This is a genomic window from Pseudoduganella sp. R-32 (assembly GCF_049913245.1).
In the GTDB taxonomy this organism is placed as follows: Bacteria; Pseudomonadota; Gammaproteobacteria; order Burkholderiales; family Burkholderiaceae_D; genus Rugamonas.
Window position 1 is genome coordinate 87,326 of record NZ_CP183987.1, and the last position, 22,593, is coordinate 109,918.

General features: G+C 66.9%; 16 protein-coding genes. 3 read left to right on the plus strand and 13 right to left on the minus strand.

The window, feature by feature from the left end; all coding sequences use genetic code 11:
* Positions 1-38 precede the first annotated feature (38 nt).
* A complete protein-coding gene (locus ACN9MU_RS00390) occupies positions 39-488 on the plus strand; it encodes a hypothetical protein (protein ID WP_426166440.1) in 450 nt (149 codons plus the stop codon).
* A 9-nt stretch (positions 489-497) separates the two neighbouring features.
* Here ACN9MU_RS00390 and ACN9MU_RS00395 read toward each other — a convergent pair whose 3' ends face one another.
* On the minus strand, positions 498-1,433 hold the full coding sequence (locus tag ACN9MU_RS00395) for a zinc-dependent alcohol dehydrogenase family protein (protein ID WP_426319820.1): 936 nt from the start codon (positions 1,431-1,433) through the stop codon (positions 498-500).
* Between the two features lie 108 nt (positions 1,434-1,541).
* Between ACN9MU_RS00395 and ACN9MU_RS00400 the strand changes: the two genes are divergently transcribed.
* Entirely contained in the window at positions 1,542-2,420 is an 879-nt protein-coding gene (locus ACN9MU_RS00400) for a LysR family transcriptional regulator (protein WP_426172352.1), read from the plus strand.
* Here ACN9MU_RS00400 and ACN9MU_RS00405 read toward each other — a convergent pair.
* Positions 2,417-3,418: an aldo/keto reductase gene (locus ACN9MU_RS00405; RefSeq protein WP_426319822.1), complete on the minus strand. Its 1,002-nt coding sequence runs from the start codon at positions 3,416-3,418 to the stop codon at positions 2,417-2,419. The genes ACN9MU_RS00400 and ACN9MU_RS00405 overlap by 4 nt on opposite strands.
* Positions 3,419-3,519: 101 nt before the next feature.
* Here ACN9MU_RS00405 and ACN9MU_RS00410 point away from each other — a divergent pair, with 101 nt between their 5' ends.
* Positions 3,520-4,413: a LysR family transcriptional regulator gene (locus ACN9MU_RS00410; protein WP_426319824.1), complete on the plus strand. Its 894-nt coding sequence runs from the start codon at positions 3,520-3,522 to the stop codon at positions 4,411-4,413.
* Between the two features lie 70 nt (positions 4,414-4,483).
* On the opposite strand, the gene ACN9MU_RS00415 is transcribed toward ACN9MU_RS00410, so the two are convergent.
* The 11 genes from ACN9MU_RS00415 to ACN9MU_RS00465 all read right to left on the minus strand — a co-directional run bounded on the left by ACN9MU_RS00415 (position 4,484) and on the right by ACN9MU_RS00465 (position 22,583).
* Positions 4,484-5,845 (minus strand): thioredoxin family protein, encoded by a 1,362-nt coding sequence (locus ACN9MU_RS00415; RefSeq protein WP_426319826.1) that lies wholly within the window; start codon positions 5,843-5,845, stop codon positions 4,484-4,486.
* A gap of 3 nt (positions 5,846-5,848) precedes the next feature.
* Complete coding sequence (gene folE, locus ACN9MU_RS00420) at positions 5,849-6,415, minus strand: GTP cyclohydrolase I FolE (protein ID WP_426166450.1); 567 nt, start codon at positions 6,413-6,415, stop codon at positions 5,849-5,851.
* Positions 6,416-6,464: 49 nt separating this feature from the next.
* Positions 6,465-7,277, minus strand: a complete 813-nt coding sequence (gene nudC, locus ACN9MU_RS00425) for an NAD(+) diphosphatase (protein ID WP_426319828.1) — start codon at positions 7,275-7,277, stop codon at positions 6,465-6,467.
* 45 nt (positions 7,278-7,322) lie between these two features.
* Entirely contained in the window at positions 7,323-8,084 is a 762-nt protein-coding gene (locus tag ACN9MU_RS00430; protein WP_426319830.1) for a hypothetical protein, read from the minus strand.
* Positions 8,085-8,159: 75 nt separating this feature from the next.
* A complete protein-coding gene (locus ACN9MU_RS00435; protein WP_426319832.1) occupies positions 8,160-9,230 on the minus strand; it encodes a hypothetical protein in 1,071 nt (356 codons plus the stop codon).
* A complete protein-coding gene (locus tag ACN9MU_RS00440) occupies positions 9,227-12,040 on the minus strand; it encodes a DUF4132 domain-containing protein (RefSeq protein WP_426336700.1) in 2,814 nt (937 codons plus the stop codon). The genes ACN9MU_RS00435 and ACN9MU_RS00440 overlap by 4 nt, the downstream gene beginning before the upstream one ends.
* Positions 12,041-12,055: 15 nt before the next feature.
* Positions 12,056-14,113, minus strand: coding sequence for an SWIM zinc finger family protein (locus tag ACN9MU_RS00445; RefSeq protein WP_426336701.1), 2,058 nt, complete (start codon positions 14,111-14,113; stop codon positions 12,056-12,058).
* The gene (locus tag ACN9MU_RS00450; RefSeq protein WP_426343976.1) at positions 14,110-15,234 is read right to left on the minus strand and encodes a VWA domain-containing protein; all 1,125 of its coding nucleotides are present in this window, start codon (positions 15,232-15,234) and stop codon (positions 14,110-14,112) included. Before ACN9MU_RS00450 ends, ACN9MU_RS00445 begins: the two co-directional genes overlap by 4 nt.
* Positions 15,231-17,582 carry a DUF5682 family protein gene (locus tag ACN9MU_RS00455; RefSeq protein WP_426344914.1) on the minus strand — a complete coding sequence of 784 codons (2,352 nt, stop codon included), beginning with the start codon at positions 17,580-17,582 and terminating at the stop codon, positions 15,231-15,233. The genes ACN9MU_RS00450 and ACN9MU_RS00455 overlap by 4 nt, the downstream gene beginning before the upstream one ends.
* A 23-nt stretch (positions 17,583-17,605) precedes the next feature.
* Positions 17,606-18,715 (minus strand): ATP-binding protein, encoded by a 1,110-nt coding sequence (locus ACN9MU_RS00460; protein ID WP_426343977.1) that lies wholly within the window; start codon positions 18,713-18,715, stop codon positions 17,606-17,608.
* Positions 18,716-18,719: 4 nt separating this feature from the next.
* Positions 18,720-22,583 carry a WGR and DUF4132 domain-containing protein gene (locus tag ACN9MU_RS00465; protein WP_426343978.1) on the minus strand — a complete coding sequence of 1,288 codons (3,864 nt, stop codon included), beginning with the start codon at positions 22,581-22,583 and terminating at the stop codon, positions 18,720-18,722.
* Between the last annotated feature and the right edge of the window lie 10 nt (positions 22,584-22,593).

The window sequence follows — 22,593 nt, forward strand, 5'->3', positions numbered from 1 at the left end:
GCTATAATTGCTTTCAAACCAATCACTTCCTTTCGCCCATGCGCAAAATCCTGACTGTCGTGCCGCTGTTATTGCTGGCTGGCTGCGTTAATGATTCCGCAACCTTCTATGCGGACGGCACGCGCGAACATACGCTGACCGTGCGGCGGCAGCAGGAATTTTTCTGGAAGGAAGATGCGCAGTACACGCTGATGGCCGCGCGACTGCCGGAATGCCAGCGGGCGATTTCCTTGGGCGAGATGCCGCTGGAAGGACTGGAGTTCGAGTTGTTCGCCAGCGGCGACAATGTCTGGAGCCTGCGCGCCGGAAAGTATGTCTGGCAGGTGGAAACCCAGGGCTGCACCCTGGTCGCCGAGGGCGGCAATACCACCGCCAGCGGAACCAAGCTGGGGACTTACGTGGCGGAGAGCAAGAAGTCGAAGATGCGTTTCGACGCGGAGGCTGCGCCGGCTGGCGCCTCGGCCGATGCTCCGCCCGCGCCGCAATAGCCGCCCTGCTCAGGCAATATTTACCACTACTTTACCTCCCCCGGCTGCTGCATGCGCGTGGTTCGCTTGCGCGAGCGTGAAGCGCTCGGCATTCAACTGCACCGACAGCTTGCCTGCATCGACCAGCCGCGCGGCCTCGCGCAGGATGGCGCCATGCGCCGCGCGCCCCTTGCCCGACAACAGGGGCAGCAGGGTGAATACGCCGGAATAGCTGGCTGCCCGGAACGACAGCGGCGCCAGGGCATGGGTACCCCAGCCAAGGGCACTGACCACGTGCCCGCCGTACTCGCGAACCACGCGAAACGATGCATCCAGCACTTCGCCGCCGACCGTGTCGTACACGATGTCGAATTCCTCGCCTTCGGCCTGCTCGATGAAGCGCGCCCCAAGGGCTTCGATCGCTTCGCGCTGGCCGGCACGGCCGGTTGCCGCAACCTGGGCGCCAAAGGCCAGCGCGAGCTGCACGACCATGCGGCCAACACCGCCTGCGCCGCCCTGCACCAGCACCGACTGGCCGGCCTGTACGCGCGCCCGGTCCACCAGCCCTTCCCATGCGGTGATGAAGGCCAGCGGCAGGGCTGCCGCTTCGCGCAGGCCGATGGTGCGTGGCGCATGTGCCAGCAGGTCGGCGTCGACAGCAGCATATTCGGCCAGAGAGCCCTGCACGCCACCCACGCCTCCCGTCATGCCGAATACGGCGTCGCCCGGGGCGAATGCGGTAACGCCAGGGCCGGCCGCCTCCACCACGCCCGCCATGTCGATGCCCAGCACCGCCGGCAACGGCATGCGCGCATGGGCAGCCTTTCCGGCGGCGATCTTGAGGTCGAGCGGATTGACGGCGCTGGCATGGATGCGTACCAGCACCTGACCTGCCGCCGCTACCGGCTTGGCGATTTCGGCTTGGACCAGCGGCTGGCCGGCCGCTTTGAGAATCATGGCTTTCATGGCGAGGGCTCCTGTGGGTTTCGATGACTGGCAGTGTAGGCATTGGCAGGCGCCGGAAAAACAGGGGCTGGCTGCAAACAGAATCCACGAATTGTGGATAATGGCGTGATGGACAAACTTGATGCCTTGCGCGTCTTTTGCGCGGTAGTGGAAACCGGTGGCTTCTCGCGCGCAGCGGAAAGGCTGGGCATTTCGACATCGTCCGTCACCGCGCAAGTCAATGCGCTGGAGGCCCACTTCGAGGTCAAGCTGTTGAACCGCACGACGCGCAGCATGTCGCTCACTGGCGAAGGGCGCGAGTGCTACGAGCAGGCGCAGCGCCTGCTGTCCGGAATGGAAGAGCTGGAGGCGAACCTGCAGCATGCGGCCCGCGAGCCGCGCGGCACCTTGCGCGTCAACATGCCCGGCCTGGTGTCACGGATCTACGTGGCGCCGGCATTGCCGCGCTTCCTCGCTCGCCATCCCGGCATTGTGCTCCAGGCCAGCGCCAGCGACCGCCTGGTCGATATGGTGGAGGAAGGATACGACGTGCTCTTGCGGCTGGGCGAAATCGGCGATGAGCGCCTGATCGCGCGGCAATTGCTGCAAACACGCTTCATTTGCTGCGCATCCCCGGCCTTCATCGCGCAACATGGCACCCCTTCGACACCGGGCGAACTGGCAGGATTCGCGTGCCTGCAATTCATCCTGCCGCGCGCCGGCCGCCTGCGCGCGTGGCGGTTCTCGGATGGCCTGGCGTTCACGCCGCCGGCGCGCGCCGCGTTCGACCATGTGGATTCCCTGGTCGAAGCATGCAAGGCCGGCGCCGGCATTGGCCAGTTCCTGTCGCTTTCGGTGGAAGGGGAGCTGCGCAGCGGCGCCCTGGTTCCGCTGCTCGCCGACTACCAGGCGCCCGGCCCCGCATTGACCGCGCTGTACCAGCAGCGGCACCAGCGAGCGGCCAAGGTGCTGGCGTTCGTCGACTTCCTTGGCGAGGTTTTCGCCTAGGCGGCCTTTTCACTGTCGAGGTGGGAAAGCTGGTAGTCGTTGTAGCGGCCGCCGGCTGCGGCGCCTTGCGGCACGATCAGCTCCAGCGCTGCCAGGTCGGATTGCAGCAGCACCGCGTCGAGCGCGCCCAGCGCTTCCTGCAGGCGGGTACGGGTGCGGGCGCCGACCAGGGGCACGATATCGGTGCCCTGCGCCATCACCCAGGCAATCGCCAACTGCGCCACGCTGATGCCCTTGGCCTGCGCCACCGCCCGCATGCGTTCCACCAGTTCCAGGTTGTGCTTCAGGTTATCGCCCTGGAAGCGTGGGCTGTGCAGGCCGCGGTAATCCTGCTCGCCTTCGCGCTGCGCGCTCCAGTGACCGCTGATCAGGCCACGCGACAGCACGCCGTATGCGGTGATGCCGACGCCCAGTTCCCGCGCCGTTTGCAGCAAGCCGTTTTCGATGCCGCGCGAGATCATCGAGTATTCGATCTGCACGTCGGCGATCGGGTGCACGGCATGGGCGCGGCGCAGCGTGTCGGCATTCACTTCGGACAGGCCGATGTGACGTACATGGCCCTTGCGCACCTGCTCCGCGATGGCGCCGACGGTGTCCTCGATCGGCGTGGCGGGGTCCAGGCGGGACGGGCGGTAGATGTCGATGTAGTCGGTGCCCAGGCGGCGCAGCGAATAGGCCAGGAAATTGGCCACGGCCTGCGGGCGCGAGTCGTAGCCGATAAAGCCGCCGTCCGGGTCGCGCAGGGCGCCGAACTTCACGCTGACCTGCACCTGCTCGCGGTGGCGGCCCTGCAGCGCCTCGCCCAGCAGCATTTCATTGTGGCCCATGCCGTAAAAGTCGCCGGTGTCGAGCAAGGTGACGCCGGCATCCAGCGCGGCGTGGATGGTGGCCAGGCTTTCGGCGCGGTCGGCCGGGCCGTACAGGTCGGACATGCCCATCAGGCCGAGGCCGAGTTGGGAAGTTTGCGGGCCGGTGCTGCCAAGTTTGCGGGTTTCCATGCGTGCTCTCCAGGTGGGGTTTCGATGGGAACCATTGTGCTATTATCGAATCCAACAATAAATGCCTCGTTTATTACATCTTTATTCGGCAATAGATAACAATGGACCAGTTCAAGGCCATGCAGGTCTTCCTGGCGGTGGCCGACAGCAAGAGCTTCACCCAGGCCGCCGAACAGCTCGACCTGCCGCGCCCCACCGTGACCAATGCCGTGCAGGCCATCGAGCAGCAGCTCGGCGTGCGGCTGCTCCAGCGCACCACGCGCAAGGTCAGCCTGACGGTGGAGGGGCAGCTGTATGTGGAGCGCTGCCGTGCGCTGCTCAATGAACTGGAGGACATCAATGCCCTGTTCCTGTCCGATGGCCGCAAGCCTTCCGGCACGATCCGGGTCGACCTGCCGGAGCGAATCTCGCGCTTGAGCGTGATTCCTGCGCTGCCGGACTTCTTCTCGCGCTACCCGGAGATCAAGATCCGGGTCGGGGCCAATGACCGCATGGTCGACCTGGTGGGGGAAGGCATCGATTGCGCGGTACGGGCGGGGGTGTTGCGGGACTCCACCCTGGTGGCCAGGCCGCTGGGGGCGATGGTGCAGGTGAACGTGGCGTCGCCTTCTTACCTGGCGGCGCATGGGACGCCGCGGACGCTGGAGGATTTGCGCGAGCATTGGGCGGTCAATTACTTTTCCAGCCAGACCGGGCGCGACCTGCCCTGGGAGTACGTGGTGGATGGGGAGGTCAGGACGCTGTCGGTGCGCAGCAGGGTGTCGGTGGGGAGTTCGGAGGCTTACCTGGGGGCTTGCCGGGCGGGGATCGGGCTGGCGCAGATTCCGTTGCCGGGGATTGAGCACTTGCTCGCCAGCGGGGAGCTGGTGGAGGTGCTGCCGGCGTGGCGGCCGGCGCCGTTGCCGGTGTCGATCATTTACTCGCACAACCGGCATCTGTCGCCGCGGGTGCGGGTGTTTGTGGATTGGCTGGCGGAGGTCTTGCGGCTGGGCTGATTTGACCCCTGGTACGCGACGGCCGCGTATCGGTGTCTGACCCTGTGGGTCAGACACCGGTTTACCGGTTTTAGATACCCGCCCGCAAAGCGTCAACCAACGCAAGCCCCGCCGGCAGCTTCGCCACCAGCTTCTGCGCCTGCGTCAGGTTACGCTGCTTGAACCCATCCGGCGCATTGGCAAAATCCTGCCCCAGCGCCGCGGCCGCAGCTTCGATACGCGCGGTATCGCCCGGCGTGGTATCGATCAGCGCCAAGAGGTAGGTCGCCCCCCACTGGATACGCGTCGCCGGCCCGACCGCCGAACGCCACGCCTTCTCATACCAATCCAGCATGCCCGGCAGGTCGCCGCGCCGCTTGGCCGCCGATGCAAGGCTCAACTTGAAGTAATACGGCGCATGCGATTCCACCAGCACCGACTGCAGCAAAGCTTCCGCCTCCGCATGCAGCCCCGCATCATTCAGCGCGCTGACCGCCGTGTTGACCAGCGTATGCCGCCCATACTTGTCATCCACCAGCGCCAGCGCCTGCTGCACACGGGTACGCACAAGCTGCGGCAAGCCTTCCGCCACATGGCCCATGCGCGACATGCGCACCTGCAAGCGCACCGCAGTCAGGCGGTCCGGCGCCGACAACCACATGTCCTCGGCCCATACCTGAGCGGCACCGGCCATGGCAGCCGCCAGTTCAGCGTGGCGCGCCGGCGCAGCGCGCACCAGCTGGTGGCCGCTGTTGCCGAAGATGTCCATATTGGCGCGCGCAACGCGCTCGTCGCCCAGCACCTTCAACAGGAATTCAGGCGACGAGGCATCGACCACGCGGCCGGCCTGCGCCACCATCGCATGCAGGCGCAGGCGCACGGCGGCATCTTCCACCTGGCGCGCCGCAGCCGGCGCCTCGCCGGTCACGGCGGCGGCAGCCAGTTGCGACAGGGTGGTCAGCGTCACGCCCAGGTCGCGCCCTTGCAGCAGCACGCCTTCATCGGTATCCCACGAGTAGTTCGACAGCAGCGTCCATTCGGACGGCGACAGGGCACGCTTGCCATCCAGCGCAGCAGCCATCGACTCGCCCGCCGTATGGCCGGCAAAACGCGCCGCCATCAGGGCCTCGCCAAACAGTTCGCCATCGAGTTCGCACGGCAGACGGGTGATCTCGCTGCCATCCGGACGGTACATCACCATGGTCGGATAGCTGCGCAGCTTCAGGCGCGCCGCCAGTGCCTGCGCGTTCGGGCTGTCGCCATCGAGCTGCATCGCCACCATGCTTTGCAGCCTGGCCTGGAAATCTTCGCGGCCGAAGATTTCGTACTTGACCCGGTTGCACGGCGGGCACCACACGGCGCCCCAGTACAGGAACAGCGGACGGCCGGCAGCGCGGGCTGCCTCCAGTGCGGCGTCGAAATCGCCTTCGAACCATTCGATAGCGTTAGCCATGGATCAGGACTCGCGAGCCAGTGCCAGGAATTCGGTGCGCATCGCCAGGTTCGGCTGCAGCTCGCCCAGCATGGCGGAGGTCACGGTCTCTTCGCCGGCGGTGCGGATGCCGCGCGACTCCATGCACAGGTGGCGGCACTTGACCACCACGCCCACGGCCTTCGGTTCCAGCACTTGCATCAGCGCTTCGGCGATCTGCATGGTCATGCGTTCCTGCACCTGCAGGCGCTTGGAGAACACGTCCACCAGGCGGGTCAGCTTGGACAAACCGACAATCTTGCCATTCGGGACATACCCCACGGTGGCCTTGCCGAAGAATGGCGCCAGGTGGTGCTCGCAATGGCTGTACACCGGGATGTTCTTCACGACGATCAGCTCGTTGTACTGCTCGGCGCCATCCTCGAAAGCCTTCAGCACTTCCGCCGGGTCCTGGCCGTAGCCCGACACCCAGTGCTTCCACGCCTTGTGGACGCGGTGCGGGGTTTCGATCAGGCCTGGACGGTCCGGGTCTTCGCCCAGGTGCTCCAGCAGGCGGCGCCAGTCGGCTTCGGTGAATACTTCTTTAGTCATGATTGCAAGAACCGTGAAATGTGGAATCTAATCCACCAGTATACAGCGTTCAGGGTCGGTTCGCTGCCAGCAGCTCGCTGGCGATGGAAACCGTATGCGTCAGTGCCGGCCACTCATCTTCGGGGCCAAACCAGCGCGCATCGCTGATTTCGCTGGGGTCGGTGACGATCTCGCCGTCCAGGTATTCGGCGGTGAAGGCGATCATCAGCGAATGCGGGAAAGGCCAGGACTGGCTGCCGAAGTATTTGAGATTGTGCACGCGCAGGCCGACTTCCTCGAACACTTCGCGGTGCACTGCTTCTTCCACCGATTCGCCGGCTTCCAGGAAGCCCGCCAGCGCCGTGTAGCGCTTGTACGGCGAATTGGCGTGCGCCGCCAGCAGGCGCTGCCTGCCCTTCCTGATCAGCACCATCATGGCAGGCGAAATGCGCGGGTACGCAAGGTGGCTGCAGGCGGTGCAGCGCATGGCGCGCTCGCCGGGCGCCAGCAGCATCGGCGAGCCGCAGGCGCCGCAAAAGCGGTGCGTGCGCGCCCATTCGGCGATCTGGTAGCCGCGCCCGGCCACGCCGAGCAAGCCATCGTCGACGGCGCCGAACAGTGCGCGCAGGCCGACGTAGGCGTGGCCCTCCAGCGGCGGGGTGTCGTGCGGCGCCTGCGCGACCTGCCAGTAGCGCCCTTCCCAGGTGCCGAGCGGCATCGCGCCGGCCAGTTCCAGGCCGGCGGCAAGCAGTTCCGCGTGCGGCGGCAGGGCCAGGCTCTCCTCCCGCAACAGCAGCCGGTCTTTGTGGAAGACCAGCGTCTGGATGTTTTCAGCAGGAGCTGGCTGGATCAGGGGCAGGAAACCGGCGGGGGTCTGTAGCATGGCGTTCAATATAGTCCTGGCAACAGGGCGATCATACTTGAACTTCTAGCGCCGCGAGCGAATGGCCTCGAGCACCTGGGCTGCCGTCAGCTTCTTGCCGATCTTGTGGCCGGCCTGCTTGTATTCACGCAAGGCGCGCTCGAGCTCGGCTTCGCTCGGCTTCACCGGCGCCAGGGATTTCGCCAGCAGCGGCAGGATTTCCTTGCGCATGAAGCGCGGCCCCGAGGCGATGAGCTGCCAGATCAGCAGGCCAAAGCCGGCCACCAGGCCCAGCAGGAAGCCCGGCGGACCATAGCTTGACGATATGGCCGAGCCAATGACAGGCAAGACAAAGCACAGGCCGATGCCGCCGGCGATTGCCAGCGCCACCCCGCCATCCATATGCGTGGTGGCGAAGTGCCGTTCCACCTTGGGCGACAACAGGTTGATCGGGGAGTAGATCAGCCCCAGGCGCTCTTCTTCCGACAGCAGGTGCGGTGCGGTCTTGACGCGCACTTCGAGGGCCAGGCGCTGTTCCAGGGCCTCATCCAGGCCGGGGTGGGTCTCGCGCTTCAGGGTTTCCATGGGACCGGAGCTCTTCGAGACGCGGGCATAGGCATTCACGTCGGCATCGCTGAACGCGCCGCAACTGGTGCAGGTGCGCTGGTGCCCGACCAGCTTGCCCTCGCCGAAGCTGATGTAATACACGTGGCCGGCCGAGCCGAGGCGCGTCATGCGGAAGGCGCGCGGCACCCTGCAAACGCCGCAGAAGTCCGCGACATATCCCACTGTGCGGCGCGTAATCTTGCGCCCCCAGACAATGAACACGATCTTTTCCTTTGGGAAATAAATATCAAATCATGAATGACCGTGTATTTTCTGTCAATTACAAATATTACATAACTACTTTTTTTGTCGCATCAGCGCCAACGGCAGGCCCACCAGCATAGCCAGCCAGGGGAAGCGGACGATGATGTGCGATACGGCGACCACCAGCACACTGAGTACCGCAATCGCGGCGGCGAGGCCGATGCGGCGCGTCCACTTGCCTTCCGCCGGTGGCTGCGCTGCGCCGACGGGCGCCAGGTTCAGGGGCGCGGCCCGAGCCGAAGGCGCGACCGGCGCTTGCTCGGGCGCCGGCGGCGGCTGGAGCAGGCGTGCGCCGGCATGCTGCGTGGCCGTTGCGCTGCCGATATTGGCGGCGCGCAGCAGGACTTCAGCGACCCAGCTATCGAGACGCTCGCCCCAGTGCCGCATGGCTGCCGCGCCCGCCTCGTCCATGTAGTGGTAGCTGCTGTTTTCGTTCTTGGAATTGGTGTCGTTTGCGAATTTTCCCTGCTTGTGGACCAGCGTCGCCAGCACCCGGTGCGCCAGCGAGTCGGCGCCGTGGGCGACGAACAGCGGCATCCTGGCCCACTCAGCGCTCGCCCTGGTTTCGGCACAAAAAGGCGCGGCCGGCACCGCGTCGGAAGGCACCGGGGCCGCGAGATCGGCGGCGATCTCGGCGGCCAGCTTCTTCCAGTCCGTATGCGGCACCTCGAGCACGCCCGGCCGCTCCTCCAGGTACAGGTAGCAATCGACGTCGCCGGCATGGCTGGCGGCGCTGGGAACACGCTGGCTGCCGTCATTCCACGCGGCCCGTTCCTTGCCAACGGCCCAGAGCTGGTAGCGGTCGGGAAAATGGACCGCCACCACATGCCGGCTCCAGTCCATGGCCGGCAAGGCGGCGATGCCAAGCCCCGTTGCCGGATGCAGTGACAGCCGCGTGGCCCCGGCTTGGGCCAGCGTGGCCAGCCACAGGGGGAAGTCGTCGGCCAGCAAGGCGTTCCCGCTGCGGTCGCGGAACTGCAGCCGCGCGCCAAAGAAAATCCCATGCTGGTACCAGTCCTCGAGCGCAAGCTTCTTGCGCAGGAAGGCGCTGCCATGACTGACCAGGGCCACCTGGCGCTGGATAGACTCCCGTTCGCAGCTCATTGAGTCCAGTTCATCTGGTGCAGGTCGCGCTGGATCTCGCTCACCAGCAGCGGCGACAGGGAACGCCAGGACGCTCCGCCCAGCCCGCAACGCGTGATCGTATGGATCGCCGCCGGATCGGCAGGTCCACCGACGAACCACTCCCCTTCCAGGGCGAGGCAGACCGTCTGCCCGCCGTCGAGCGTCTTGGTGAACGAGCCGATGCAGCCGCCATCGCCGACTTCGCGCTCCCAGCCGCGGTTTTCCAGTCCCAGCAGGGCGCCCGTGCTGACTTTGCGGTCCCGCCATTCGGGCAGGATGCTGCCGTCGAGCGTCGCCTCGTCCAGGCGGTAAGTGGCGCGGCCCAGTTGTTCGAAGGGCTGCAGGATGTCGTAATCGGCGAACAACTGCGCAAACGCCTGCGCGTCGGCATCCGCCAGTTCGAGGCGGTGCGGGATGCCTATCCTGGCGTCCTGCGGCAGTTGCACGGCGCTGTCGTCGACGCCGGCATAACTCAGGTCTTCGGCAACCCGGAACAGGATAAGCAAGCTGCCGCCCGCATCGTAGGCGCCCCACGCCAGCCGCGAGACCAGGTGGCGCAGCAAGGGATGGCGCACCAGCAGGGTTTCGAACTCTTCCACCGTCCAGCGCCGCTGCTTGCACATGGCGCTTTCCAGGCGAGCGACCTGGGTGCTGGCGACGTTCTTCGCCTGCTTCTTGAGGTCCTTGTAGCGCTGGGAGGCGGCCTTGGCGATCGCTTCATCGTCCTTGCTGTTCGGCTTGGGCAAGTCCTTGATGCGCTTGCCGTCGCTGTCGCACACATAGGGCAGCAGGTGTTCGTCGAAGCGCACGATGAAGGAACGCGGGCCGAAATCGAGCGCCAGTCGGCCGGTTTCGTCCAGGCCCAGGTCCGGCACTGTGCGGTCGGCCAACTGCTCCATGCTGAGGCCACGCTGCTGCGCGAGGTCTTGCATCATTTCTTCGGCACGCTCCTGCAGGTCGTTGTAGCGGGTCTGTTCGCTCAACTGGTGCAGGTACATCAAGGCGACGTCGGAACCGATCTGCACCAGCATTTCCATCGCATCGTAGGCGCGCACGCGGATCAGCGCGGCGCGCCACTGCTTCAGCGCCACGTTCAGCTGGCGGGCGGTTTCGTCATTGCCGATCACGCCCTGCATCCAGAAGATCCAGCGCTCCTTGGGCGGCGTATCGCTGTCGCGCCACCATTCGAACAAGGCTTGCCCGAACCTGGCGAGCGAGCCTGGCGTCAGCGCCTCACGCAACGCGAGCAGCCCGCTGGACGGGGCGTCCTGCTTGGACAGCGCCATCATGGTCAGCACGTGCGGTACCGCGTCGAGCGGCAGCGCCTTGCCGTTCGACGTGAGGTACAGGCGCGGCAGGCCGGGCACGTGCAGGCTCTTTGGCGGCGTCGGCAGCTTGTCCGGCAGCCATTCGCGCTGCGGCTCGGACAGCATGATGCGCAGCGCCTCCGCCGCAGCGTCGCCGTAGCGTGCTGCCTGTGCCGCCAGCACCGCCTCGTGGCCGTTGCCGGCAAGGTAGCGCAAGGCGTTCTGTGCGATGAAGCGCTCGCCGGGATCTTGCCCGACTGCCGCAGGCAGCAGTCCGCGTGCGGCGGCGGCCGGGTAGGCAAGCAGCCAGTCGCCGGCGGCATCCTTGACCCAACGGTTTGCGTAGAAGGCCCGTGCGACGTACAGCGCGATCTGGTCCCACTCCAGGCACGCGGCCAGCGTCATCGAACTTAGCGATGCGGTCGGAAAGACGCGCGTGAAAGCCGGCAGGCCGTCCTGGCCCATCCACGCAAACACCGCGGCCATCTGGCTGGAGTAGCGCAAGCGTGAAGCGGGAATATTGCAAAAGACCGAGCTGGCCAGTTTCGGCGGCAAGGCCTTCAGATAATTTGCCGTGTACCAGCCATAGACGGACGACTCCGCGAAATCGCCTTCGCTCACGGTTTCAGTCGCGATGGCACGCTCGATTGCGCCAGGCTCGATGCCGATAATCCAAAGCACCTTGCGCGGAAGATCCCATGCTGCGGTTTCCGGCGGCAAGTAGGTATTCAGGTACTTGAGCGCGTACTCGTCGGGATCGTTCAGTTCCAGGCCGTCGCTGCCGGACCATTTCGACCAATGGAAGCACGGCGCGTCATGCATTGCCTGCAATGCCAGCACCGGCACGCGGGAAGGCTCGCGGTTCGACCAGGGCAGCTCGCGCAGCACCAGTGGAAGGTCCGCCGGCGCCGCTTCTTCCGCCGCATCGGCAACTTCGAGCAAACGCTCCAGCGCATTCGCCTGCGCTTCGTCGGCCTGCTTCCGCAACAGCGGCAGGCAGGCCGGGTCCTGGCCAAGGATTTCCTGGATCAGCAAGGCAGCCGGCTGCTTTTTCGACGGATTCACATCGAGCAGCTTGCGTAGAACCACGATCGGCCATTTCTTCGCCTGTTTCAGGACCAGCGGCCGAAACTCTGCGCTGCGATGCCGTTCGACCACGGCGTCGACAGCCTGCTCGCTGTGGATGTTCAGCAGCGCCGTCTGCACCGCCGGCGGGCTGTAGCGCTTTGATTCGATCCAGTCCACGAACAGCGGCAAGGCATCCACGCCATGCAATTGCAGCAGGCGGAAAGCAGACGGCACCCAGTTTTCCTTGCCCAGCAGCGCCTTGTGCTGGGCAAGGTTGTCCTCGAAGCTGGCGCCAGGCGGGAACAGGCCCGCTTCGTCGACGAAGAGATCAAGGCATTCCTGCATGCCCTTGGTCCAGTGGACTTTGCCGTCAGGCGCCGCCAGCAAGGGATCGGTCGTTGTTTTTCGTGCCACGATAACTCCCGGGTTTCAAGCCGAACGTGCAATTTCGGCGAGTAAAAGATAAAGCGTTGCCAGCTTGCCGGGCAAAGGCTGCTTGTCCGGCGCCTGCATCAGGCTCACGGCCTCGCGCAGCAGGGCGGCGGAAGCGGCAAGGCCGTTGCGCTCCATGGTTGCCGCAAGGTCCTCGGCTTCCTTCAAGGCGCCCGCAGCCTGGTGCCGCAAGCCTTGCCGCATCCATCGGCCAAGCAGGGCGTGCACCTGGCCGGCCAGGTGCACCAGCGGCGGCGCCTCATACAGCAGCGCGGCCGGCGCAAGTTCGCGCGCCGCCGTGCTCTCCACGTCGGGCACCACGGCGCGCTGTTCGGTCAGGACGGCAAACGGATCGATGGCCACCAGTCCCGCTTCCAGCGTGACCGTTCCGGAGACCGCTAGCGGTGCGCCGAATTCCCCGGACAGCGCGCTTGCCAGCGCATCGACGGCATGCGGCGCGGCCGGGTTGTGGCGCTTGCGAAGGAGCAGGCGCTGCCCGGGCTCGTGCAGCCCCTGGCCCACTTCGATCCAGGCCGACAGCGTCTGGCGCGCCGCATTCCACTCCCATTCGCCTACCTGCGCCACGGGAACGACGTGCATGTGTTCAATCGCCTGCAGCGGCCTCGCGAAATCCGGCACGGCATCCAGCAGGTAGTCGCGCAAGCCCTCGGCGGACGACTGGCGCAGCGGCGCCATCAGGTCGTCCCAAGCCCTGGACGACAAAGGCAGCACGTTGGTCTGGCGCGCACCGGCGGCAATCTCCAGCGCACCGTTGGCGCGGCGCCGTGCGCCGCTGGTGACGACCTGGCTGGCGGCCAGCCTTTCTACCGACTGGCCCGCGATCCTGCGCGACTTGATGGCGATGCCCGGCTCGCCCGCCTTCGGCTTGGGCCAGCGGCGCTCAATCACGGTCACCGCAAGGGTGTCCGGGTCGGCAAATACCAGCAGCGCGCCCTCGGCTTCGTCATCGGCCCAGAGCTGGGTGCCGAGGGAGACCAGCCGCAAGTGATCCAGCGCCACTTCGCCCTTGACGCCGATGCCGAGCAACTGGCTGGCCGGCACTTCCGGCAGCCGGCCGGCGGCAGCCTGGCCATCCGCCAGCACTGCCGCCGCAAGGCGCGCATGCAGGTCGGCGAGCGCCGACAGCAGCAGCTTCGGATCGAAGCGGCTGGACCGCGCATGCTGCGCCAGCATCAGGTCCTTCATGCCGTGCAGGGACTCGCCGATCCAGCACCATTCGAGTTGTTTGGCCAGGCCAAAGACTTCTTCGAAGCGCGCCTCCAGTGCCAGCATCGGCTGGCTGGAACCGTCCAGCCAGACTTGCAGCGCCAGGGCCTGCGTGCGTTCCAGCAGCGTTGCAGCCGCCTGCGTGCCGAACACGCGCGCCACGGGCGCCGGGCCGCCTTCCTGCGGACTGGCCAGGGTCACGCTGGCTTCGGCAAAACCCGGCGACTTCAATTCCGCCTGTGCGAACGCCCACACGGCCAGGACGATGTGGGCGCAACCGCTGCCCTCCTTGCAATCGCATCGGGCGTGCGTCAGGCTGCTGCGCGAGAAGAAGCGCACATTGCACATCGGCAGGCGGGCGCTCGGCACCGCAGCCGCCTCCTGCCACGCGATAAGCTTGACCACCGGTTGCGCCGCCGCCAGCCTGGCCGCCTGTGCCAGCGTCGAGGCAGGAACCGTATCAGCCATCGTCGCTGCGAAATGCGCCGGCGACCAGGGGCCGGCATCGTCGGCAGCCTGGTTCTCCGGCTGCGCCGGCGACAGCGCCCTGGCCTGCGCCTGGTACGCCAGCACCAGCGTGACCCGGTGCCGGCACAAGCCGCTGGCCGGACAGGTGCAGCTGGCGTCGCGCAGCGTGCTGTTGGGACCAAGCACGGCGCAATGGCCATCGGCGTAGGTGGCGCGGATCGTGGCGTCCGCGAGTTCCTCGAGCGCCGGCAGGTTGCCTTCGGCCAGGTCCTTCTGCGCGCGCTTGACGAAGCCCGCATTGGCCAGGGCGATCAGGGCCTCGGGCGTCAGTTCCAGCAGGTCGGTTCGCCGGGCGTTCATCCGCGCACCTTTTCAGCCAGCCAGGCTGCCAGTTGTCCGGGCGTCATGGCGCCCACGTGCGCGCCCTCGCGCACCAGGCGCGCCGCCATGTCGCGGTCGTAGCAGGGATCGGCGCGCGCATCCAGTGCTGCCAGTCCCAGCATCGTGACGCCGGACTGCACCAGCGCCTTGACCCGGCGCACCAGTTCATTTTGCGAGCCGCCCTCGCAGAAGTCGCTGACCAGCACCACCACCGTGCGCTGCGGATTCTCGACCAGGGACTGCGCATAGCCGACAGCCTTGGCGATATCGGTGCCGCCGCCCAGCTGCACCTTCATCAGCAGTTCGACCGGGTCGGACACGTCCGAGGTCAGGTCGACCACTTCCGTGTCGAAGGCGACCAGGCGAGTCCGCATGCCCGGCAGATTCCACAGGCAGGAGGCCATGACCGCGGAATGGATCACCGATTCGACCATCGAGCCGCTCTGGTCGATCAGCAGGCAGATGTCCCAGCGCTCAGTGTGGCGCCGCACGCGGCTCATGAAGACCGGAGTCTCCAGGAACAGCTTTCCGCGCTGCGGGTCCCAGCGGTGCAGGTTGCCTTGCACCGTACGCTTGAAATCGAAATTGCGCGCCACCTTCAGCATGGAGCGGCGGCGCCTGTCGCGCGCGCCGGCGAACGCCTGCCGCACGTCGGTCGCCATCTTCTCGATGATCTGCCGCACGACTTCAGCCACCAGCCGCCGCGCAGCGGCCAGCACTTCGGGATTCATCAGGTGCTTGGTGTGCAGCACCGCGCGCAGCAGTGCCTCCGACGGCTCGATCCGCTCCAGCACCTCGAGGTTGGTGACCACTTCGTCGATGCCGTACAGCTCCACCGCGTCGCCCTCGAGGCGCTCGATCACTTCCTTCGGGAACAGTTCATGGATCGTATTGATCCAGTCGGGCGTGGAAAGCTGGGAAGGCCCCAGGCCAGCACCGCGCTCACCGCGCGCGGCGACCTCGCTATCGCGCCCGTACAGCCAGTCCAGCGCCATGTCCGCCGATCGGGCCGCGCCGGACAGGCCGCCCAGCGCAGGCGTCGCCGCTTCGCCGAGCAGCAGGCGCCAGCGCGCCAGCGAATCAGGAAGTTTCAAGTTCATGCTGCCAATCCCCAGGAGGCAAGTTTGCGCAGCGCGGCCTGCTCCAGCAGCGCCGCCCTGGCCACGTCTTCCGCATCCGCGCCGGCGAAGTGCGCGGTCAGCGCGCGCCGCGGCAGATGCGCCGCGTTGTGCTGGGCCAGCACGGCGTCGGCCAGCATGCCGCGCTCCTGCGGCGGCAGCCAGCTGAAGGCATTGCGCATGGCCGGCAGGGCGAGCACGAAGTCGATGTCGTCCAACGCCTTCACCATGGCATCCAGCCCGGCAACGAAGTGCGCCTCCTGCACCAGCTCATCGCGCGCCAGCGCCAGCATGCCCGCCAGCGCATCGCCCACCTGCGCCGGCGCGATTTCGCCCAGCAAGGCCAAGGCCTGCGTGATGGCTTCGCCGCTGGCGGCGCTACGTCCGGCGTTCAGGCTGACCAATCCTCCCAGCGCGGCGCCGCGGCTGAGCGGCGCGGCACGCTGGTCGGCAAGCTTGCGCTGCCATACAGCGAGGGCGCGCCCGGCCTCCACCTGCAAAGGCAGCGCAGCATCGCCTGCCAGCGCATCGCGCGCCACCTGGCGCAGGGCGAGGAAGCCATGGATATGCGCCGCGAATTCTCCCGCCGGTACCGGCCCCGTGGCCTCCAGCAGCCATAGCGCGCGGTCGAAGGCCGCCGCGACTACCGTGCGCAGGACCGGCGCGCCCGCCATGCCGAGCGACTGCCCGTGGCGCAGCAGGGAATGCAGCACCGGCAGCGCAGTGCCGAAAGCTTCGAAACGCGGTTCGCCGCCGACCGCTATTTCCAGCTCGGACAGGATGCCGTCGCTCATGCCGGCCAGGCCGGCAAAGGCAGCCTGGTTCAGTGCATCGGCGAGTTGCGCGAAACGGCTCTCGCCGTTGGCGCGCCCCGCAGCGCGCAGGCGTTCTTCCAGCTTCATGCGCGCGGCGTCTTCCAGCGAGGCGCCATAGGCCGCCGCCTCGATCAGCGCGGCGCGCTGCTCCAGCGGCGCCCGCAGCGACCATTCCTCGCGGCGCTCGCCGGACAGCGCCAGGCCGGGGCCGGCGCGCCGGTCGATGCCGGGAATCTCCAGCAGCAGCAGGCGATGCAGCACGCGGCTCTTGTCGCGGTCCGCGGGCTTGAGCAGGTCGAGGGAGAGGTCGGCGGGCAGCTTGATGCCGCGGGCTTCGAGTTCGGCCTCGACCGCGAGCACCAGCGGCGGTTGCGGCGTGCCGGGCGCCAGGCGGCCCGCAACATCGCCCGCCAGCACGTCCATGATTTCGACCAGGATCGGGTCGGTGCCGAAGCGCAGCGGCCCGCGGTAAGTCCACGGCAGCGGCGCATCCAGCGCATCCTTGACCAGCGAGCCGGCCAGCGCGTCGAGCCAGTCGCAGCGTGCCGGCAGCGCATGGCCGCGCAGGCGGGCCAGGGCCTCGGCCCGCGCGTGCACGGCGATCAGGTCGGCGGTCGATGCCGCCAGCTTTTTGTTGCGCAGGCGCTGCGTGACCCGCTGCAGCAGCGCCGGCCCGGCGCCCTGCATGCCCTCCTCCCATGCCAGCTGGTAGAAGAACGGCGAAGGCATGCCCGATGCGTAGCCGGTGAAGGAATCGAGCCGCTTGAAGGTGTACGGCACCAGGTAGGAGCCGAAGCGCACGGTCCCGCCGGCGTCGTCCGGCAGCGGCAGCGCCGGCGGGCTGGCGCCGTCCTCGCTGCGCCAGGCACGCTGCAACGCCGGCGCATGGTAGCCGCCGCAGACCACCAGCACCGGGCCTTCGCCGCGCGCCATCGCCCAGGCGATCCAGCGCGCCATCATGCGTTCGCGCGCCTGGTTGCCGATCGAGCCCGCATCGCCCGCGCGCAGATGCTCGAAATGGGTGGCAAGACCCTGCTCCAGCAGCTCCAGCGAATCCTGCTGCTCGAACAGCGTGTCCCACAGCGCATCCCTGCTGTCGACCGCCATCTTGCGGCGCAGCGCATCTTCGTATGCGGCGGCGCGTTCGGCCTGCGTCTCGTCGCTCACGTCGGCATAGCGATTGAGCACGTCGGCAAAGGCATCGTCCCACGCCGGCAGGTCGATGAAGCGCAGCTGCGCGCCTGTTTCACGCCCGACCGCCAGCGCCTGCCACTCCGGCGAATGCTCGGCAAACGGCGACCAGGACGCGCGGTGCCCGCCTTCCGAGGAAAGGAAGCTGTAGACCGCCAGCGGCAGCTGGTGCGGCAGCGAGAGCTGCTCCAGCTTGTCGTTGAAGTCGGCTGGGCCTTCGATCAGGACGTAGGCCGGCCGCAGGCTGCGGATCTTGTGCGCCACCAGGCGCGCGCAGGCCGGGCTGTGATGCCGCACGCCGAGAATGACCGGCTCGTTCGACACGTTCGGCTCGTTCGATACGGGCGTCACGGCAAACGCTGCCTCGCTTCGAAGTAGGCCTGCCAATGGGCGCCGTTCTTCCTGGCCACCTTCTGTTCGAAGTAGCGGCGCAGCTTGGCACGGTCGTCGGCGTTGTCCTTGACCACCGTGCCGGCAATGCAGTCGACCAGGTCGGCCGGGCTGCCGTCGCGCTGCTCGAGGAACCAGGCGCGCACGCCGACCGCATGGGCGACATTGACCGCCTCGGCGGTCGACATGACAGCTGTCAGCCGGTCCATGGCCGCGTCGCCGCCGTGCGCCTGGACGGCGCCGCGCAGGTCGCGGAAGGTGGTCACCAGCAATTCCAGCACCGGCACCGGCAGGCTGCGCGGAATGGCGCTCTTCTCCAGCAGGCGGGCGGAAGCATCCTTCACCAGCGCCAGCTCATGGTCGAAGTCGAGGATGGGGAACACGGTTTCGAAGTCGAAACGGCGCTTGAGCGCTGCGCTCATTTCGTTCACGCCGCGATCGCGCGTGTTGGCCGTGGCGATGATGTTGAAGCCGTCGCGCGCATACAGCATGCCGTCTTCGCCCGCCAGTTCAGGCACGCTCATGACGCGGTCGGACAGCATGCCAAGCAGGCAGTCCTGGACTTCCAGCGGCGCGCGCGTGATTTCTTCGAAGCGCACCACCTGGCCGTCGCGCATGCCCTGGTACAGCGGCGCAGGCACCAGCGCGCGCGGGCTCGGGCCCTCGTTGATCAGCAGGGCGTAATTCCAGGAATACTTGATCTGGTCTTCGGTGATCGAGGCGCCGCCCTGGATGGTCAGGGTCGACTTGCCGCAGATGGCGGTGGCCAGCAGTTCGGACAGCAGCGACTTCGCCGTGCCCGGCTCGCCCACCAGCATCAGGCCGCGGCCTGTTGCCAGGGTCACCAGCATGCGCTCGATCGATGCGGCAGGCGCCACGATCTTGCGCGTGACATCCAGCGTGTCGTCGCCCAGGATGAACTTGCGCGCTGCGGTCAGGCTGAGCGCCCAGCCCGGCGGGCGCGGGCCGTTGTCGCTCTCGCGCAGGCGCTGCAGCTCCTGCGCATGGAGGATTTCCGCCGGCGGGCGCTGCAAGGCCGGCGATTCTTTGATGGGTGTTTTCTTCATGGTGTCATGCCCGCAAGGATTCGAGGTCGCGTATCAGTTCACTGGTGGCGATCGGGTCGAGGATCGCCAGGCTTTCGGCCGCCCTGATCTCGCCCCAGCTCGATGGCGAACCGACCGAGACGGTCTGCAGCGTCTGTTCCGGATACTCGTCCACCATGCCCACGATGATGCCGGGGTCGAGGGTCAGTTCGATCACCCTGGAGCGGCTGAGCGGCTTGTGGAAGAACCAGATGCCGCCGGCGTCCTGCGCCTGCCCGCGCCGCCAGCCTTTGTTGACCAGGCCAAGCACGCGGCCGGTGGGAACGACGGCGCCTTTCCAGCGCTCCAGGACCGTCGCGGACTGCTCTTCGGCGTCCAGCGCATAGGTATCGCGCCCCAGCTGGGAAAACGGCTGCAGCAGCTCATAATCGGCGAACAGCTGGCCGAACTGCGCGGCAGTTTCGGCCGCCAATTCAAGCGGATGCGGCAGGCCGACGCAAAGATTGGCGCCTTCCGGCATCGTGAAGCTGTCGTCCTCGCCGGTGGTCCAGCTGCCGTCTTCGGCCACGCGGAAGCATGCCAGCAGCTTGCCGCCGGCGTCGCCGCTGCCGGCCATCTCGTAGACGCCCCACACCAGGCGCTGCACCAGGTGGCGCACCAGCGGATGTTGGGCCAGGAACTGGCGGAAGTGCTCCGGCAGCCAGCGGCGCCGGCTGCACATGGCCCATTCAAGGCGCAGCACTTGCTGGCTGGCGATGGTGCGGGCGTCCTTCTTGAGCAGTTTGTAGCGTTCGACGGCGGCGCCGGCCAATGCCGCGTCGTCGCTTTGCTTCGGCTTGGGCAGGTCGGCCAGGCGCTTGCCATCGCTGTCGCGCACATACGGCTTCAGCGCCTCGTCGAAACCGACGCGGAACTGGCGCGGGCCGAAGTCCAGCAGCACGCTGCCGTTGTCGTCCAGGCCCAGGTCGGGCGCCAAGCGGTCTTCCAGCTCCTCGGTGGTCAGCTCCCGCTCCTCGGCAATCTTGTCGATCTTTTCGCGCGCCTTGTCCTGCAGGCCCTTGAACTTGACCTTTTGCGCGATGCCGTTCAACAGCATCAACGCGGTGTCGGTGCCGATGTCGGCCAGCACGTCCAACGCCGACACGGCACGCGCATGCGCCGACTCGCCCGGCCAGGCGCGGATGTACGGCGTGAGCTTGCGCGCCGTGTCGTCCGTTCCCAGCCAGCCCAATGCGGTCATGGCCCAGCCTTCCTTGGAATTGCCGCCGGCATTCAGCCAGGACGAGAAACAGTCCCAGGCAAAATCCGCCAGCGATTCCGCAGTGAACGCGTCCTTGATTTGCGCAATGCCCGGGTACAGTCCTTCCGCGGTTGGCAACATCAGCATGGTGCCGATGTGGTCCAGCGCCTGGTCCGGCACCGCCTTGCCCGCGCCGGCGCCGCAGCTGTCATTCAGCACCGGGCGGCGCCATCCCAGCGGCGCCCAGAAATCAGGCAGCTTGGGCAGCTTGGCCGGCAAGCGTTCGAGCGGATCTTCATCGAGCAGGGCGCGCAATGCCGCGTCAACTGCAGCGTCCTCGTAACGTGCCGCGATGTCGAAGATCAATGCCTCGTGGCCGTTCATGCGCAGGTAGCGCAGTGCCGACGCCGCGCAATCACGGTCCTCGCCCGCCTTGCCGAGCGCCGGCGCAATCAGGCCGCAAATCGCATGTGCGGGGAAGCGCAGCAGCCACTGGCGGGCTTCCTCCTGCACCTTTTTGAGCTTGGTCGCGGCGCGCGCCATGGGCGATGCCATGCCAACGGCGCCGAAGCATTTGGCCAATGGCGCCATATCTGCCGGACGGCGCGCCAGCATCGCCTCGAAGCCGGGCAGCGCGGGCAGCCCAAGCCTGGCGAGCAGGAAGGCAATCTGCGGCGGGTAAGGATCCACGTCGCTGGCCAGCATATTCCAGGCATCGGCGCCCATCGCGCCGGGCAACAGCGGAATAGCCATCGCGCAGATCACTCGACCAGCGTCCCTCTGCCGGTACATGCGCCAGGCTGCGGCCAGTGCGTTGGCATCGGCATTTGCAATGGCCTTGCTGGCCTGGGTGCACGCTTCCACATCGGGTTCGTGCCAGTGGAAACGCATCGCCCATGCCATCTGGTCGGGAGCTTCAGGCTCGCCCTCGATACGCCCCCAGTAATGGCTGCGTGCAGCGGACAGCCATTCCTCGCGGTCGATGTCGTCCCAGCGCTCGACCGGCGCCAGGGGCAAGGGCTGCACCACCAGTGCGGGAGCAGGCTTCTTGCGCGGCCGCAGCCATGGCGGATCGGCCAGCACGCCCGGCAGGTCTTCCTGTGCGGCCAGCGCAACCGTGGCGCTGGTTTTCTCGAGCTGGCGATGCAGCAAGGCCTGCGCGGCAGGAGACAGCCATGGCATCAGCTGCGGAACCTGACCGGAATGGATGCGCAGCAGCATCGCCAGCGTCAGCTGCAGGACTTCGCCTTCCTTGCCGCGCCGTTCGCCCAGTTCCGCCAGGGCAGCAATACCCGCCAGGGGCGCGTGCATGACCGCGGCCGAGAAACTGGCGCGCGCCAGTTTCAGCGACACGGGAGTCCAGGTACTGGTATCGGACACCTCGGCCAGGACCTCGACCAGCAGCTTGACGGCTTCCGGCGTGCCGACGAAAGCCAGGGCTTCGTTGGCCGGTTCGCAGTACGGCATCAGTTTCAGCACTGCGAAGGCATGCGGGCCGCGCTCCTGCACCATCGTCGCCGCCAGCATCGGATTCCTCGACCAGCGCTCATGGCTGGAAATCTTGATACCGGACTTTTCCAGCAGGCCGGTATCGCTGGCCGCCAGCTGCAGCAGGGGCAGGGTCTCCAACGCCGGGCCTTTGGACAGCTCGGGCACCAGCCGGTCGGCAACCTCCGGCCGCTCGGGCAACTGTGCCGCCAGTCCGGCCCTGCGCAGCGCGTGAACGGAGGGGATGGCATTCTCGATCTTGTCGGCGCACGCCTGCCATACTGCTTCCGGTGCCGACGACAACTGGATCCGCATGGCGACTTCGACCGGCGTCATCAGGCTCGAGGTGCCCAGTTCACTGGTGATGATGGACGTGATGCTGACTTTGCGAGGCAGGTTTCCGGCACTCTGCCACTTTACCTGCATGCGCTGCATTTCGATAAAGGCATCGACGCAGTGCTCCAGGCCCTTGTGCTTGACGAGGGCATGCAGCATCTTTAGCGCCAGCAGCTCATTCTTGCCTTCCCAGTCATAGGGAAGCTTGGCCGACAGCGCGAGCAAGACGGCGTCCGATTGCAATGAGCCGTCCAGGACCTGGTTCCGCAGCCGCTCCCATGCTTCTTCGAATGCGGGCCGCAGTTCGGCGTCTGTCGCGTCGGCATCCGGCTGCTGGCACTCGAAGAAGCGGCGGAACACGTCCTGCGCATCGACCGCCGGCACCGGTTTCGGGAAGCGGCGCGATGCCAGCGCTGCTGCCGCCAGCTTCCTGGGCAGCGACACGGGCGGCATGTGCACCAGCCAGGGCGGCGTGGTCGCCGGATCGGCGGCGGCAACGGGCGCCGGCGCAGGGGCCGCCGCCGGTGCCGGTGCCGGCGCTGGTGCCTCCGCAGCGGCCACGGGCTCCGGCGCCGCCACCGGCTTGGCCGCAGTCTTGCCGATCGCGGCAGCCGGCGCCGTGTCCACTTCAGAATAGCCCTTGCCGGTCTTTTCGGCGATGAGCTTGGCCATGGCGGCGCTGCACTTGGCATTGTCGGCAAAGGACTTGGTCTGGCTCTGGCCCTGGGTACCGATCCTGCCCCAGCGCAGGTTCAGGTCCAATCCATCCTGTTCAATTTCCCAAAATTTGTTCGAGCTGTCGTCGACGAATTCAAAACGGCGCATAGGAGTTCAC

What these genes read in the sequence shown, in the direction of transcription:
- ACN9MU_RS00405 (WP_426319822.1), bottom strand. Translation starts at nt 3,418, where the DNA reads ATGGAAACCCGCAAACTTGGCAGCACCGGCCCGCAAACTTCCCAACTC.
- ACN9MU_RS00445 (WP_426336701.1), bottom strand. Translation starts at nt 14,113, where the DNA reads ATGAACGCCCGGCGAACCGACCTGCTGGAACTGACGCCCGAGGCCCTG.
- ACN9MU_RS00465 (WP_426343978.1), bottom strand. Translation starts at nt 22,583, where the DNA reads ATGCGCCGTTTTGAATTCGTCGACGACAGCTCGAACAAATTTTGGGAA.
- folE (WP_426166450.1), bottom strand. Translation starts at nt 6,415, where the DNA reads ATGACTAAAGAAGTATTCACCGAAGCCGACTGGCGCCGCCTGCTGGAG.
- ACN9MU_RS00390 (WP_426166440.1), top strand. Translation starts at nt 39, where the DNA reads ATGCGCAAAATCCTGACTGTCGTGCCGCTGTTATTGCTGGCTGGCTGC.
- ACN9MU_RS00435 (WP_426319832.1), bottom strand. Translation starts at nt 9,230, where the DNA reads ATGAGCTGCGAACGGGAGTCTATCCAGCGCCAGGTGGCCCTGGTCAGT.
- ACN9MU_RS00395 (WP_426319820.1), bottom strand. Translation starts at nt 1,433, where the DNA reads ATGAAAGCCATGATTCTCAAAGCGGCCGGCCAGCCGCTGGTCCAAGCC.
- ACN9MU_RS00450 (WP_426343976.1), bottom strand. Translation starts at nt 15,234, where the DNA reads ATGAACTTGAAACTTCCTGATTCGCTGGCGCGCTGGCGCCTGCTGCTC.
- ACN9MU_RS00460 (WP_426343977.1), bottom strand. Translation starts at nt 18,715, where the DNA reads ATGAAGAAAACACCCATCAAAGAATCGCCGGCCTTGCAGCGCCCGCCG.
- ACN9MU_RS00410 (WP_426319824.1), top strand. Translation starts at nt 3,520, where the DNA reads ATGGACCAGTTCAAGGCCATGCAGGTCTTCCTGGCGGTGGCCGACAGC.
- ACN9MU_RS00400 (WP_426172352.1), top strand. Translation starts at nt 1,542, where the DNA reads ATGGACAAACTTGATGCCTTGCGCGTCTTTTGCGCGGTAGTGGAAACC.
- ACN9MU_RS00415 (WP_426319826.1), bottom strand. Translation starts at nt 5,845, where the DNA reads ATGGCTAACGCTATCGAATGGTTCGAAGGCGATTTCGACGCCGCACTG.
- nudC (WP_426319828.1), bottom strand. Translation starts at nt 7,277, where the DNA reads ATGCTACAGACCCCCGCCGGTTTCCTGCCCCTGATCCAGCCAGCTCCT.